The organism is Enterococcus sp. DIV0756 (assembly GCF_051710745.1).
In the GTDB taxonomy this organism is placed as follows: domain Bacteria; phylum Bacillota; class Bacilli; order Lactobacillales; family Enterococcaceae; genus Enterococcus_A.
Genome location: NZ_JBIOLF010000001.1, coordinates 632,682 through 648,505, shown reverse-complemented (window position 1 = coordinate 648,505; position 15,824 = coordinate 632,682). Strand labels below are relative to the sequence as shown.

General features: G+C 41.0%; 10 protein-coding genes. All 10 read right to left on the bottom strand.

The annotated features are described in order from the left end of the window. Positions 1–38: 38 nt before the first annotated feature. Positions 39–830, bottom strand: coding sequence for a helix-turn-helix domain-containing protein (locus IGI44_RS03075; RefSeq protein WP_438786331.1), 792 nt, complete (start codon positions 828–830; stop codon positions 39–41). Between the two features lie 120 nt (positions 831–950). After that, on the bottom strand, positions 951–2,060 hold the full coding sequence (locus tag IGI44_RS03070) for a hypothetical protein (protein WP_438786330.1): 1,110 nt from the start codon (positions 2,058–2,060) through the stop codon (positions 951–953). 122 nt (positions 2,061–2,182) lie between these two features. Next, positions 2,183–2,923: a hypothetical protein gene (locus tag IGI44_RS03065; RefSeq protein ID WP_438786329.1), complete on the bottom strand. Its 741-nt coding sequence runs from the start codon at positions 2,921–2,923 to the stop codon at positions 2,183–2,185. A 30-nt stretch (positions 2,924–2,953) separates the two neighbouring features. Next, a complete protein-coding gene (locus IGI44_RS03060) occupies positions 2,954–4,546 on the bottom strand; it encodes a hypothetical protein (protein WP_438786327.1) in 1,593 nt (530 codons plus the stop codon). Further along, entirely contained in the window at positions 4,546–5,337 is a 792-nt protein-coding gene (locus IGI44_RS03055; RefSeq protein WP_438786326.1) for a hypothetical protein, read from the bottom strand. Before IGI44_RS03055 ends, IGI44_RS03060 begins: the two co-directional genes overlap by 1 nt. Beyond that, a complete protein-coding gene (gene lepB / locus IGI44_RS03050) occupies positions 5,334–5,912 on the bottom strand; it encodes a signal peptidase I (RefSeq protein ID WP_438786324.1) in 579 nt (192 codons plus the stop codon). Before lepB ends, IGI44_RS03055 begins: the two co-directional genes overlap by 4 nt. A gap of 45 nt (positions 5,913–5,957) precedes the next feature. Further along, positions 5,958–8,075: a glucosaminidase domain-containing protein gene (locus tag IGI44_RS03045; RefSeq protein ID WP_438786322.1), complete on the bottom strand. Its 2,118-nt coding sequence runs from the start codon at positions 8,073–8,075 to the stop codon at positions 5,958–5,960. Positions 8,076–8,089: 14 nt separating this feature from the next. Then, the gene (locus IGI44_RS03040) at positions 8,090–9,841 is read right to left on the bottom strand and encodes a class C sortase (RefSeq protein WP_438786321.1); all 1,752 of its coding nucleotides are present in this window, start codon (positions 9,839–9,841) and stop codon (positions 8,090–8,092) included. A 100-nt stretch (positions 9,842–9,941) separates the two neighbouring features. Further along, positions 9,942–10,649 (bottom strand): pilin N-terminal domain-containing protein, encoded by a 708-nt coding sequence (locus IGI44_RS03035; protein ID WP_438786320.1) that lies wholly within the window; start codon positions 10,647–10,649, stop codon positions 9,942–9,944. 1 nt (position 10,650) lies between these two features. Further along, positions 10,651–15,681, bottom strand: coding sequence for a SpaA isopeptide-forming pilin-related protein (locus IGI44_RS03030; RefSeq protein WP_438786318.1), 5,031 nt, complete (start codon positions 15,679–15,681; stop codon positions 10,651–10,653). Positions 15,682–15,824: the final 143 nt, after the last annotated feature.

Genomic DNA, 15,824 nt, shown 5'->3' with positions numbered 1-15,824 from the left:
TACATCACCGATTTCTTTTTTATAGTCACTTTTATTTGTTAACCATTCATAACAACACTTACATAGCTTTCATTTCTCTGAATGCGCTCCAACAGTTCTGGATTGATTCGGTAGCCTTTCCCCCAAAGGGTTTGAATCGCTTTATGAGAAAGGTTCGTCTGGGCGAACTTATTTTTAATCCGCGTAATTGTACTGGAAAGTGAAGCTAAATGCGATTTATTGACATCCTCATTCCAGATTAAATGACAGATATTTTCTCTTGTCACAACCTTACTCCCCGCTTGAATCAAAATATAAAGAATTTTGGTTTCCGTTTGAGAAAGATGATGCAGGACTTCCAAAAATTGATAATCATCCTCTGAAGTGATCTCTCCACTTTGATTAGTCTGTGGATGAATTAATGACACCTTATTAGATAAATGAACAAATTTCCTACTTTCCTGAACAAGTTCCTTTTCCCGTTCATTCTTTAGCGAATGCAAGCACTCTCGTAACTCGTCTACCGATTCATCATTTGAAATAATTGCACTCAAGAGGGCTTTCTCCAAATATTCTTGATCTACTTCTGTTACCTTTTCTTCCACTTTACGAATGACACGAATAGATTGATTCTCTAAAAGTGGAATCAACTCCATAATCTCTGACTCACAGATGGTCTCACTTAAAATGACAAATTGAAAAAACTTAAAAAACTCCAAGTACTCTATCTTTTTCGTACATGTTTCAAAAAAATGAGCTGAACAGAAGACTTCATAGTTCAATGCCTGTAATTTTTGTTGAATTTCTTGCTCAGCTAAAATATTCTTAGTCAGAATCAAGACTTGATTCATTAAAATCTCTCCTTCTTGTAAAAGACCTAACACGATAATGATCCACATGTTTATCAGAAACATTATGTACAGCTGAGAGAATAGTCTCCTTCAATAATACAACTATCCTCTCCTATTCAACTAAAGCTGTTCCTTGCGAGAAATAACCGAAACCTTCGGATATTCATAGCGTCCTTTGATTTCCTCTAAATCGGGTACGTTGCTTTGGGCCAATTGATCCACCCGGCTTTTCAGCTCTTCATAAATGCTTAAAATCGTCTGACGGGATTCATCGACTTCACAAGAGATTTCCTTCGCCCGATCATGGATCGTTTGCAGCTCGGCTTCGGAATCCTTCACGATCCGTTGTGCATCCAACTTGGCTTTTTCCACCATCCGATTGGCTTGACGACGAGCTGAAATCAAGACCTCCCCGATTTCGTGTTGGGATTGGACTGCTTCTTGTTGGAGCTGTTTGTTTTCTTTTTGAAGTGTGGCAATTTGCTGCTGCAATTGTGCGATCTGTTCGCTTTCCAGCACAGTATGTTGATGTCTCTGATCTTCAACTAGCTGTTGCATCAGCTCTTCTTTTTCTAAAATTGCTTGATCCTTTTCATTGATCAATTGATCCAATTGAGCAACTAATCCATCCTTTTCAGTTAAGTCGCTCATCAAATGATCGATTTGTCGTTCCAGCTTCTGAAGGTCTTCTTGGTGATGGTAGGCATCGTCTTTTTGGTTGATCGTCAGCTCACGAATTTGCTGCTGGGCTTCCTGCAGTTCTGTTTCCAATTGTTTATACTCTTCGATGGTGCCTTTTAACGCCTCTGTTTCTTCTTTTGCTTTTTCTAATTGTTCCTTCAAATAGCCGGTTTCTTCATTGTTTTGCAGACGTTGAATTTCTTGTTTGTTTCGCCGAACTTCCGATTCTAATTCTTGAATCTGACGACGATTCTCCGCTTTTTCTTCACCGGTTCTTAGCAGCGCTTGTTTGTATTTCTCATTTTCTTTGGACAACCGTGTTTTCTCAAGCACGTTTTCTGTCTGGATCTGATTAAGCTCTTCTTCTTTTTCCGCCAAAGCACGTTTTAATTCGGCTACTTCATTGGGTTGGGCGGCAGTCGTTTTTTCTACGGGCTTGATGGGCGCTGGTTGCTCTGTGAGCATTACTTCTTCTTCCGGTACGGAATTAATCTCATCAATGATGTTTTTGTTAAAGAACCAACCGTTCTTCTTTTGTTGTGCAGTCATTTTTTCTCCTCTTTCCTTATTCGTATTAAAGGACTAATTTTTCTAACGTAAAAATTAGTTTGATTCTCATGCCGTATATCATTCTACTTGTCTTGCTAAAGCAAGAAGTAGAACTGAAATCCTTATTCGTCTTCTTGAACCAAAGTAAACTCTTCGTCCGGTTTTTCCCGTGTAAAGGTACAGCTATAGGTCTTTTTCTTGTTCTTATCGTTCATCAAGTTCATCTGGAAGGTGATTTGGGTTAACTTCGACACATCCTTGGCTTCTTTCGCAAAGGCTTTGATATTGTCCTTGATCTGTTGGCGATTCTCTTCACTACCAGAATCCCCAGCCATAGCGATATTTAGCGTTTGGGTTGGGATGTCTAGAACAATAAGGGTTGTCGATAGACCAAAGTAAGGACTCACTTTCGTCGAGATATCGCTCTCGATCTCGTATTGCTTCTCCCGATTCTCATCAGAGAAGAGTTCTTCCCATGGATATTCCTTCAAACCAATCCCCTTGGTGGGATAGGCTTTGATGGGGAGTTTGTTAATGATTTGTTTCTGTTCTTTTTTTAGCGTGTACAGCTCGTCTTTTAATTGATTCGTCCGTTCGGTGACAATGTGCAGCTGGTCCTCCATCCGAAATAAGCTATACGTAGTCAATAACAATCCTGTCGCCAGAAAAAGCGTGAGATATAAGAGCGCGGACACATGCTTGCCCTGTTCTGCTTGTTTGACATACTCCAATTTTCGCTGAAAGGACAGCGGCGTATTCGGTGGGACCTTCAGTCGCTGCAGCTGCACCTTAATGATCATTCGCCGAAACCAAACGATGAGTATCAAGATGACCAGCGCGACGCTCATCCAATTTATGATCAAAATCTTTCGTTCCCCTTTTCTCTATCGTTTCTAATCAAAATAATCGGCTAATTTCTGATCCTGTTTCTTTTTCTTTATTTCTTTTAACAGCGAGCCGTTGGAAAGCGCCTCGACCTTGAACTCCAAGTCATCGTAAATCGAAAGAACATTCTTCCGTGACTCGGAAACCTCAATCAAGATTTTTCTCGCCCGGTTGCTGATATTTTCTAATTCCAATTCGGCGGAACTGATCAGGTGTTTCGCTTCGGTTTGCGCCTCTTCAATCGTGCGATTGGCTTGTTTCTTGGCGGAAATCAAAACCTCTCCGATTTCCTGTTGGGATTGAACGACTTCTTTTTTTAGTTGTTCGTTCTTTTCCATCAGTTCTTCGACTTGTTTCTTTGCTTGAATTAATTCAAGGCTTTCTTCGTTAGCTTTTTGTTCTCTTAATTTGCTTAATTCCACTTGCGCATCTGCCAAGCGGCTTGCCAGTCGTTCTTTTTCCGCTTCTAATTCCTCTAAATGACTCGTCTGTTCCTCCAGCTTTGCGATTTCTTCATGGGCGTCAAACAAGGCACTGTTGAGGGCTTCTTTTTCAGCCGCGAGCTGTTCCATTTCTTCACTCGATTCTTCCTGTACCTGTTCTTGTTCATCCATTGCCATGTTTGATTCCTCCAATGCCTTCGTAAGCTTTTGTGTTCCCTGTTCCTTTAACTGTTGGATCGTTTGTTTGTATCGCGCGTTGTCTTCTTTTAATCGCTTCAATTCAGTATCGATTTCCTGTTCTTTTTCCTCAAGCAGTTCATCAAGTACATCATTTTCAGCTTGAAACTCCACCAGTTTCGTTTCATTTTTTTGATTGAGTTGATGGAGCTGGTGATAGTCCTGTTCCAATTCGTGGTATTGCGTTTTTAGTTGATCAAATTGAGCGGTTTCTTTTTCACGCTCCGCTTTGATCTGAGCCAGCTTTTTTTCCTGTTCACTGTTTTCAGCTTGCGCTTCCTGAAACTTCTTTTGATATTCCTTCAGCTGTCGCGTCAATTCTTTCAGATCAACTGCGGCAGCTTCATTCGCTGCTTCTTTTGCAGTTTGTTCTTTTTCAATTTTCGCGGCTAGTTCTGCTAGCTCTTTCTGTTTTCCATCAAGTTGTTCCTGAAGCTCTTCGATTGTGGCTTCCGTTGCTTGCTTCTCTTCTTCAATCTCGGCAAGCTTCGTCTGCCATTCTTCGTCTCGTTCCGTTAACTCGTCTTCCACTCGAACCCGTTCAAAGTTCAGCTTCTCCTTCAAGGTATCGTTTTCCTGTTCCAGCTCTTGGACCCGAACTTCGGCTTCTTGTTTTAAAGCAACCAGTTCTTCGTAGATTTGTTGGAGTTCAGATTGTTGTTTGGAATAGTCCTCTTCTGATTTTTTTTCTGACTCTGGGTTTTCCGAGGGTAGGTCTGAAAGAACCTCTTGTTCCTGAATCAGCTCTTCTAATTCAGATTGGGAGGCTTCCTCACCCTCAATAGGAATATAAGCGTCATTCATGTTGTTTTTTTCATTAAAGAACTCTTCCGCATTGAGTTCTTCTTCCGTGATCTCATTGATAAATTCCTTCAACGCTTGTGTTGATAGCCATTTTCGTTTTTTCTTATTTTCTGCCATTAACCCTTCCCACCATCATTCTTTAGATTCTGCTCAGAAACATTTTTCTTATGAAACACATCCTCGCTTTTTTCGCGAGAATAATTGACGCTATAGATGACTTGTTTTTCGTTATCAACGGAAGTAAGCATTCGAACATGGATAGCGGTTAGTTCAGAGATCTTTTCCGCCTCCTTCGCAAAGGCATCCAGGTTTTGTTTGATCGTATCCCTACTTGTGTCATCCTCTGTCCAGCTCTTCAACTGAAGCGTTAATGTTTTCGCTTCAGTTACGGAAACTTGCGTATCGAAAGAACCAAAGTATGGGGCTGATTGTTGAGAAATGGCTGTTTCCATCTGTTCTTGCAGTTTTGACTCTTTCTCTCCCGCAGTTAGCTTGTCCCATTCATAGTCAGTGAGTCCGATCCCTTCCTCCGGATACTTCTTCAAAGGAATGCTTTTGACCAATTGTTCCTGTTGAATTTCCAAATTATCCACTCGCTCTTCTAGTTTGATAGTCCATGTTTTCAACTTCTGATGATCATCCGCCAAAACTAGGAAAGAACCAATAGTAAGTGCTACTCCGATCCCGATCATCAAACAAGTAAGCAATAAATAGCGAACATGTTTGGTCTGTTCGATTTTTCTAAGATGATTGAGTTTTCGTCGAAACAGTGGCGAGTGATCCGGTTCTCGTTGAATCGCAGCCAATCGCCAATCAAACACCATTCGTATTCCCACAAAAATGATGGCCAAACCAACCAATCCCGCACTGAGTATTACTAGTATCACCAGCAGGTTTATATTACTCATTCACTATCCGCCTGCTTTCCGATCAGAGAGGGAAGATGGAATTGAACCTTCCCTTCCACTTCTTTTTTTTGTACAAAACCAAAGGTACGGCTGTCCTTTGAGACATCAATATGATCTCCTGTGGTAAAATACAAACCTTTTGGAATTTCCGTTAATGCTTGAAATTCTTCGGCAACCGCTGGGGACAATTGAAAGGTATAGGTCGTTTCAAATTCCCCCTGCTCGCCAATATTTAAAACCATGCGGTCGTTGCGAATGAACATCGTGTCTCCCGGCATCCCGATCACACGCTTCACAAATTTCCCTTTTTCTCCCTTAACAGAAAAAGCGATAATGTCATAGCGGCGAATCGGATCACGCTTCTTCACCAAGACCATGTCTTTTTCTGTCAGAGTAGGACTCATGGAGGTGCCAGAGATGGGATGGAAGCTGTATTCTCTTCGTACCAGCTGTCCTGAAATGAACATCGTCACTAAGACCAACAGGGTCAAGATCGTCAATACAAGACTTTTCCCGATCGAACGTTGCGGGGCGCTTCCTTCTTTTTTCGTTTGCCGTGATCGAACAGTTGCCATAAATTCTGGTGCTCCTTCTATTAGTAAATAAGAATATGTGTAAATTTATTTAGCCTTGATATAGGAAACTTGATCGGAAGTCGCTAACGCGGTGTCGATGACACGATACGAAATCACTGTTCCGCCATAGACATTCCCTTCTGAAATCAAAATCCCATCTGGGCGAACCACCTCGACAAAGGCCACATGACCGTAGCGCGGATCAGAACCAGCAACGCCTGGTTTAAAGGAGATCAACCAGCCGGCTTTTGGCTTTTGACTGACTTGATAGCCCAGCGCTTTGCCTTTAGTAGCCCATTCGCCGCCGTTGCCCATGTAATCATCCACCGATTTTCCTAATTGCTTCACGCGATTAAAGGCATACCAGGTACATTGTCCAACTGGGTAAGAGCCTGAGCTGTTATAGTTCACACCGTTGAAGTCAGGATATTTCATCCGACTTTTATATTCGGTTGGAATCTCCTCTTTGCCTTTGATGAAGATGCCAGAATCACTATCGGTAGTTTTCACCCGATCGTATTGTGTCAGATGATACAAGGCGATAATCGAGTTCAGTTTTTGTCCATAGGTCGTATCCGTCGCATAGGTGCCGGTTAAGGCATTCGTTGTGCGTAAATAATTCTTCGCTTCCGATCGCCAAGCTTGTTTGTAGTACCCGTCATTGCCTGAGATTCCCCCGCGAATTAATTGGACATAATCCCCTAATGACGCCGCGTAGTTAGGATATTTACGGAAGGCGGAGTTGATGGAATACAACTCGCCATTGCCGCGATCTTCTTGGGTTGCCATGGACACGGATTGTCCGTTATACGTGCCTTTAATTCCGAATAAATTGAAATTAGGAGAAAGTGACAAGGTACTCGTTCCTGATCCGCTCTCTATTAGTGCCTGAGCGATCATGACTGAGGCAAAAACATCGTATTCTTGCCCCAGCTTCTGCGCATCTTCCGCGATGGTTTCGATAAAGTTCTTGGCACTCTCATTTTCGGTAAAGTTCATAGAAGCAGGATAATCTGCGAGAACTTGTTTTCCATAGTCTGATAATTTTGCTTTCGGCAGCTCTTGAACAAGTAAATCTTCTTCTAGATCAATAGTCTCCACAACGACTTGGCGTTGCGTTTCTTTTTCTGTCTCTACTTTCGAATCAGAGGTTGTTTTTTCTTCTTCCTCATCTTCTTCAATCTCTACATCATCAACGGTTAAGTAATAGTCCTCTCCGATATAGACACCAAGTAAGACATTTTTTTCTTTGTTCTTTTGATAAATCAGACTGCCAACTGTCATTTCTTCTGGCATTTTTTCTGGTTTATCGGTCATTTCTAGATTAAATAATTTCTGATACAATTCTGTGGCGAATTGTTCCACAGAGTAGTTTTCTTCTTGTTCTGTCCCGAGTTGCTTAATGCCTTCGTAGATGACTGCCGCATGGTCTTTATTTTTAAAGCTGCTTAACAACGGTAATTCGAATCCATTCAAATCTGATTTGGCAACTTCATTTGTCTTCAATTCACTTGGTAGATTCAAGGTACTTGTTTCCGAAAATGCCTCAGGTGCGGTTGGCGCAACGAAGGCATTCGACTGCACGCTTGTAGTATTCGATGCTATTGGTTTGCTTGGTGACGCAGGTGCTGGAGGTGCCGGCTTGGTTGGCTCTTCCTGACTTTTCCCTGTAGATGTCTGCGTTGGTGCTGAACTGCTGGGATTCGTACTCGGCTGTGTATTACTTGATTGGCTACTACTGCTTGGTTTAGTTGTACTGCTGTCTGACGGATTTGGAATACTAGTTGATGTACTAGATGACGATGCTGTCGAGCTAGAACTTGTAGTTGAATCCGTTGTACTACTTTCTGAAGCAGGTACATCTGTTGATTGTTCCGTTGATGATTCAGAACTAATTGGTTGCTCTGATAGTTCTGATGTCTCAGTTATCTTATCTTCAGATTCGTAAGTAGGAACCTCATTCACCGGTTCAGGCGCATTTTCCTCAATAGGAGGGAGTTCACTGCTTTCTGGAATGGAGATTGAACTTTCCATCGTACCAGTTTCTACTATTAAAGAAGAATTGCTCGTCAGTTCCCCAGCTTTCAATGCACCACTTCGCAAACTAGCCAAACCGATGATACAGGCCAGAACAAAGCAAGTACCCAGTATTATTTTTTTCATGTATTTGTTCCTTTCTATATCAAACTAAAAAATAGTATTGGCAACAAAAATAATAAGAACAATGGTACCACCGTCTGCATCGGATCAGAAATGATCTTGGCAGCCAGCGTCATACTTACCCGTTCGGGCTCGGACACGGGATCCTTCTTCACGATCGTGCCGTCGATTTTCCCATCGTCGCGTTTCAGCTTCATTTTTTTAAATAGCTCGTTTTCTGCATCATGCAATGGCTCGACACTTTTGAGATTTCCTTGAACAAGCCGTCGATAGATCGTGCCGATATCGCCTTCACAACGCAAAAGCGTAATTTTTGCGATCCCATTCTTCGGTTCTTTTTCTACATAAGACACCTCGGTCTCTTCGATGATCTTGTTCAAAGAAACCTCGTAGACATAGACGTTCTTGAAGTCCGTTGTGTAGATCAATTGTCCTTTTTTTAAGTCTTGAATTCGATGCAATAACACATCTTTATCAAAAATATTGTGGGCTAAAACAACATAATTTCCTCTGCCCAACTGTTGATCGGAGCGATAGGTGGCCGCTCCTGTTAACAGGTTTTCATTCGCCATGCCGGCGAGAATCGGCAGGTCAATCGAGACATCGGGGATCACAATCTTTCCGATGCCCCAATTGTTGGTGGTAGTTTGAACCACCGATTTGGCCTTGGCATAGTCAGATATTTTAACACTGGCGATTTGTTTCTCGCCGTAATTCGCCTTTTGGACCTTGTCGATATTGTAGGAACTCAATTCCTCTGTCGCCCCAACATTAACTGCGGCCGATGCCGGTTCTTGTTCCATATGGAGATAGCCATAAATCGCGGTGATCAACACCGCTGTCATCGTAATGAACAGGATAATGAAGAGCGTCTTGGTAACAGTAAATAATCGTTTCAAATTCTTACGTGCCTTCGCTGAAACAACCGGGTCTTCCGATCGGAATCGTTTGATAAAGCGCCGGTATAAGCCCATCAATAAGGCGAAGATCGCGACATTCAAGCCAAGTGTTGCCAGAACAATGTTTTGATAGCTCCAGGTGTTGCGTTTCTTAACTTTCTTCTTGACCGCTGTCTTATAATCAATCCGGTGTCCGGTGACTAACAATCGAAACGTGTTGATTCCTGGAGGTGTACAAGTCAATAGTGTGACTTTATCCTTACCCTTATGTATCTTGACTTTATCAACATCGCTTGGCAGGATTTCTTCAAAGGAATCAATCTCATACGCCAAGCGTTTGCCTAAAATATTGATAAAAAACAAATCGCCTTCTTTTAAGTTTCGAATATCGGTAAAAAGTACCTGGTTCTTAACCCCACTGTGTCCCGTGATGACCGAATGGGTATTCTTCCCACCAATCGGAATCGACGTGGGTTCAAAATGCCCCAACCCCTTTTCCAATGTTTTAAAGGACGTGCCGTGAAAAAAAGGCATTTGTTTGATATCAATCGATGGAATGTCAACAGTCCCCATGACATCCCCTTGTTTCATGATCTTGTTATAAACAACAGGATCACCTTTAGGTAGCCCCTCCTGTTTATTAAAAATATACTCATTGTAGGCTTTAGCTAATGCCCATTGTTCGTCTTTTTCTTTCTGGGACATCTTTTTCATCGTGTCATCGTACTCAGAAACCGCCTGACTCCGCTCACGATTGGCTAAATAGTTCCCGACAATTGGATAAAGAAGCGTCAACACACCGCCCACGATCATGATGATCGCAAAGATTTTCAAAAAGGAATGTTTTCTAGGCTTCTTGTTTTTCTTCATGACAGGTCCTTCTTTCCAACAATTTGAAAGAAAGAATCCAAGGATACCAAAAATTACGCATCCTAGATTCTTTCTTCAGTAATGATGCATCAATCAATTCTTAAAAAACATCTTTCTTCCGGTGGATACTCAACATCCCGAAGCCACCCATGGCGAAAATCATTGCTAGAATCCAGATCAGCACTTGAGCTGTTCCAATATTCCCACTGGTTTGCGGCAAGCGTTTGATTTCACCCTTTTCATCAACTTCAATCGGCGTACCATCCGGTCCCTTTGTGATAGGCAACTTAGGGGTATCACCGACCACACTGGACTTCGGATAAATGTAGACTTCATTCAACGGTTCACCCGTCTGTTGAGGAAACGGCAGTTCGACGATCACGGGTTCCATCACATCTTTTAGCTGCGCATGTTCCTTCTCGACAATTTGGTACATCCCTTGAACTAAGTTACCTGCATGGGCAAGCCCCTTCTCGTCCGTAACTACGGTTGTCGTAAAGGCGCCATCCCCTTGAACAGGTTCAAAACCAGAAGCCCCTTGAATCGGTGTCACACGAGTGATCTCATAAGACATCCCAGGCAACGGGTCCAAATTCTTCCCATCCGCATCCTTCACCTGATCGACCTTCGTTCCATCCAACGGCAGCGTACTCTCAATTTTGGCAAAGTCCAGTATCTTATATTTCTGGATATAGATGTTATATCCCGTATTTTCAGTGGCTTCTGCTTCGGCATGAGCAGAAGCTACCCCACCAAAGCTCAGAAAGGAAACAAACAAACAGAACAACAAACGGCGTAGTTTTTTCATTTTAGTTTCCTCCCCTTACTTTGATCGGTCGAAAATGTAGGAACACGCCTGTCATACCAACGACTAAGAGACAAGCAGCAGCGATTAAGATGATCCGCATGGCTTTTGTGCTACCAGTGAATGGTAGTTTGGTATGACCTTTGTCCGGAACATGGACAATCGCAATATAGTTGTACGTCGGAACCTCTACTTCAATTGGATTTTTCAGTAATTCAAACCCAGCTGGTGCTTGGGTTTCAACAATCGTGTAAAAACCTGGTGGTAAACTAGCGAACTCTAGCCAGCCATCGCTTCCTGTTTTTACCGGAGTCCCGATTTTATTTTCATCTTTGATCGTATCTGGATCGTCTTTCTTTCCTTTGTAAACTTGAAATTCGGCACCCTCCAAGGCATTAGTGGTGCTTGCTTCAATTTCCTCTGGTTCTAATGTCCCGTTTTTGTTTACGTCAATCACTGTTCCCTCTTCATACTTGAACAGACGAATCTTGGATAGACGAGTCAATCCAGCATTGACATTTTTCACTGAATAGATGTATTCATCAGGATTACACTCTGTTGGCAACTCACTTAACACCGGCTGATTGTACTCATCCGTTTTAAACGTGGTTGGATCAGCTTTCGAATTCAAGGTGTCGTCATTGCCGACTTTTTTCTTGGTGACTATCACGATTTTCTTCGTAACGACAATGTCTTCGATCACGAATTCAGCAATATATTCCCCCTCAGGAAGGTTGGTAAATGTATACTTCCCATCTGCGTCCGTTTTAATTAAGGAATCACCAGAGTCATTAACGAATTTTTCTCCTGTTAAACTCTCTTTGACCAATTTATCCTTATAAGAAACATCATTCTGACTTGTCCGATACAATTTCACTGGAATATTAGCAACAGAATCTTCAGGTGAACCATCTGATTTTGTACCAATCAATCCATCATAATCGTCGTCATACCAGACGTAACCAGATAGGTCACGACCGTATACACGGGTCCAAGTCATCTGAGAATTCACTGGTAAATTCAAATCAGAATTCATTGCAGCATTATTAACAAGCAAATCCCCAGCCTTTTGCCCCGTCGGCTGAATTTTAATCGTTAACTCAATGGTTTCTCCTACAGCTAGTGAATCATGACTTACTAGAATAGACTTCGCGTCTTTTATCTGTGCTTTTGGTGTAACTCCAGGTGTATATGCTGACCAGCTGCCAGAGTTAGATATCGTTCTCGGATCACTAGTAGCTGGATCAAAGGAATCATTCGAAAATGTAATTTTGGCCCCAGGTACATTCACCGTAATCTCTTCAACGGTATAAGTCCCATTGAAAATTGTTCCTCGCTTATCATTGTTATTTGGTAATATGTCCAATAACTTGGCATTAGGAATCGCCGCCGCACTTTCATTTACCATCTTCACTTTATAGGTGATTGAATTATCCGAATTCACAGGATCGTTATTACCAAGTTCGATTAACGGCTTACTCGTTTCCTTACTTAAAATGACTTGTTGGACCATTTGTAAAATGAGATCATCTGTTGAAGTACGTGTTGATAAATCAGACTTGTCTTTTGTATCAGGACTCCCCGATACCCACATTTCCCCAACTGTTTCTACTTTCAGGCGATCCGTATAGCCACTTTCTTTGAATTTGATTTGCGTAAAATCAGAGGTGGCAGAAAATTTTATTTCTGAACCTCTGTTTATATCTACCTCGGATAATGTCCAACGTAACGTGGTTGTGCCATTTGCATTCTGAATAGGGGTCGGGTCAGGTAAGGTGATATTATTCACAGTATCTTTTGCCGTACCTGCTTTATAATGAATTCCTTTTGGTAAAGTGACATTCAAAGCACTGTCATAGTTAACTGAAGAGGTTCCTACATAATTTCCATTAACAGTGATGTCAATATCCTCATTTGTTTGATAAAGGGGCTTTTCAACTTTCGTTTTCGTGGTCACGTGAAAAGGATCCACATAGATTGATTCTGCAACATAATTCAAATATTGCATATTTTTATTGATGACATTCCCATCAGCATCAAATGTCGTTGCTTCATAATGAGCCGTTCCTTCACTATCTGTCTTATCTCTGGAAACGTTTGGGTATAGACTTTCCTCAATATTTTCCCCATCCTTATTTATAAGACGACTAGTAGCAAAAAAGGCCTTTCTATTCCCGCTTGGGTTCGTATCCCCATATGAATCTAATACTTTTAATGGTACTGCTGTATTTATCGCTATCGTCCCATCTGTATCCCCTCTCGCTTCATAGAAGCTCTCACAAACAACTGCACTGATAACTCCATGTAATTTTGCTTCTGCAGGCGTTGTATACCAGTTATATTTAGCCATTTCGTTTACAGTATTTGACATTTTCTGCGTATACGGTGCTGTTAAATTTATATTCCTTGCAACACCATACTTATAACTACTAGTAAGCTCCGTTGAAAACCGCTTCCATACATCCAGTTGGAAAGGTTCTCGAGTATCATCATACTCAAATCCTGTAGGATCCCACATATGGATTATCTGAGCTCCATTATTTCCTTTGCCTCGCTGTATAAATCCCAACCCACAAGAAACAATAATTTCCTCACCAGGGAAAACATGAGCATTACCAGTATTGTAATTACCAATATAACCTGGAGTTACGTTACAAAAGTATTGATCTCCATATGTTGTGACACTATTTACAAGCAGGTTGCTAGGGCGATAAACAGCTGGTATTGATGAATATCCAAGTATTTTTTCAATAATTTTTAAAAACTTAACCTCTGAATTCCCACCTTGACTAATTCCATCATAATTAATTGAATCGACGTATAACGAAATTGTATAACTTTCCCAGTTATCAGTAGCCGCTACTTCATCCGTGCGTGTCCTCTTCCAAGAGTAAATCATTTCCAAACTAGAGAAGCACTCTTCGGTCATCCGTTTACCATCCATTGTATAAGTATAAGGATTAACCGTTCGTGCGTAGTTTTTATTTACAATCTGCGTATTTAAGTGACCATCAGTAGCTGTTACGCTTCCAGAATTGTAAACACCAATTTTTTCATGATCCTGAGACGGTTGATTCATATGGAACTCTTCGGTTTTTCCTCTTGGGACTGCTAAAATAGAACCATCTAAGGCAGACTCATTAACCGTACCATTTTTAGTCCAAGTTGCTGTTGAACGATCATTTTCTGGGATTGAGTATCCCTTAAGCGACCATCCAATGAACTGAGTTGAATCCAAATCTTTGTCTTCTCCACTTCCGATTTTTCGGTAAGTTCCTCTTTGCTTAATCGTATAAGTGATGTCCCCTTTAGGAAGAGCCGTCCCTCTAAAGTCATCAGGGTCTCTTCCCACAAGTGGTTTCAATACTGTGAAAGTTCCAACATTATACGTACTAAAATTTGGATCAGAACTCCCAATAACTGAACTATCTTTCTCAACTCCTTGAACCAGCTTAATATCAATCGAAGGTTTAGAAGAAACAAACGTATCAGGAACTGATAATTTTATATTCTCCGGATTGGAAGAAGCATCATAAATATTATTGAAAACGACTGTTTCACCTGTTGAAATATCATCTGCTTCGACAATTTCTAATTTGAAAGTCGGTTTGATTTTGTCACCATTATCCATACCAAATACATTCGCAATGACAGGGACAAATACCTGCCCTGTATCACTAATCACAGATTCCATCACACCTTCAGAATACTGTGAACCATCTCCACTAGAGTGTTCCACATATTCACCGTTCGCAATTTCTGCATTCTTTCTTGGGACGCTTCCATCGATTGTTACAGCATTTGATAGGTTCGAAATCACACGATAACGAATATTCTCATACTTTTTCGTTGTAGAAGTGCTTTGAATAGAGAATGACACTAAATAAGCCACCTGATCATACGAACGAACCAAATTGTTATCTGGGCTTGAGTCATAGCCTGGATTGTCGTTGCCGGTGTCAAAGCTACTAGTTCCTGTTTTTACAGATATTTTCGCATCTCTTACTATTATTGGAGAAGTAGCTTTTGCCTTTTTCGAGTTTTTTGACTCTTTCGTTTCACCTAAATACAGTGGCGTCACAAGAGAATCTTCTTCTGTGTATTTTTCCTTTTCCAAACTAGACAATGTTTTTTTCGTTGTCTTTGTTTCTACATCAAGAATTTTTTTATACTCCGATTGCTTCGTTTCGTTTTTCTTTTCTTCGGTTGTTTCTTTTTTGGTTTCTGATGTACTCGTTGAAGATGCTTCTTTGTTTGCTTTTTTCTCTTCAACTTCTTCCTGCTCATTTTTTGAGGTAGTCGCTTCTGTTGAAGAAGTTGGTTTGCTTTCTTCTGTCGCTACCGTATCACTTGAATTAGTTGTTGCTTGAGAAGGTTGGGTTATTTCTTCCTTGGCTGCTGCTTTTTTCGAAGAATCCTTTGTGCGTTGTTCACTTTCACTCGTACTTGATGGCTCTGGCTCGACAGATTTGAACTGTAGAAAGGTTTGCTTTTCCTCTTCTGACAAGGCATTTAAAATATCTATGTTTATTTCAGAAGAGCTCTTTCGTTCAATTCTTATCCGTTGTGTCTGATCTTTTTTTAAAGAAAGAATGAAAAACCCTTTGCTTGTCTCTTTTTCTACTCGGAAGTAGTTTTCTTCCTCTGACTCTTCTTTTTTAGAGGAATCACTGACTTCCTTTGAAAACTTATCTAATATTTTTTCCAATTTATACTGAGCTTCCGTATATATTGAAGAAGATGTCTCTTCTTTTTTTTGATTTAAAAAGTAAAGAGAATAGTTTTCATCGTAAGGAAGTTTATATATTCCATCTTGCTTCGCTACTAATTCAATCTCTACAGAATCTTCTTTCTCAATCTTGAGAGTGTCTTCTATAGTTTTCTCATCATACTTAACATTCACTAAAGTCGGAGTAGTTTCAAAGGCTTTTAACAATTCCCCTTTGAACACTCCGTGGTACGCTATCGCTCCTACCAGAAGAAGTATAGGAAGAAGGAGGGGGACCATGCGTTTAAATTGTTTCGGTTTTGTCATCGTCTTCCTTTCCTTTCCTTTTCATTGTCTCCTTAGGAAACAATCTACATACGATTGAACAGCCAATGCTGTTCAATCGTATGCGTCTAAAAATTTTCTTTACTGCTGCCTCTTCGTAAACAGTGCTTGATGAAAATTTCGTC